This window comes from Clostridioides sp. ES-S-0049-02, from assembly GCF_020658465.1.
Classification (GTDB): Bacteria; Bacillota; Clostridia; order Peptostreptococcales; family Peptostreptococcaceae; genus Clostridioides.
This window is the reverse complement of the sequence record NZ_JACVWG010000065.1, coordinates 1-405: the sequence shown is the minus strand read 5'-3', so window position 1 is coordinate 405 and position 405 is coordinate 1. Positions and strand designations below refer to the sequence as shown.

At 26.7% G+C, this 405-nt stretch carries 1 pseudogene; it reads left to right on the top strand.

From position 1 onward, the window contains the following. Positions 1–56 precede the first annotated feature (56 nt). Positions 57–405: pseudogene (locus IC213_RS20630) on the top strand (hypothetical protein); the annotation flags it as partial.

Genomic DNA, 405 nt, shown 5'->3' with positions numbered 1-405 from the left:
AAGATTTTAAAGATATAAGTTTTAGTGATGTAATGTTTATTTAAGGAGGTGAGAGGTTGAAAGTAGTTAGTATTCCATGTGGATTTGAGACATTTTCTAATGAAGAAGATGATAGAAAATTAAATGTGAAATTAAAGATTTTACATGAAGGTAAAAATTTAAATAAAACTAAGTTTGATTTATCAACGATAAATAATGCAGAATCAACTTTATCAGATATACCAATACTTGGATATATAAAATATGATGAAGAAGAAAAGGCCATAGATTTTGATGAGCATAATATGATAACTAAAGTTGTAAAGGATGATGATGGTTATTCTATAGAGTATAAATTCTTAGAAAGACCACTTGGAGTTATTCCAAATAATACAGAGATAACTTATACGGAAGAAGATGGGAAGA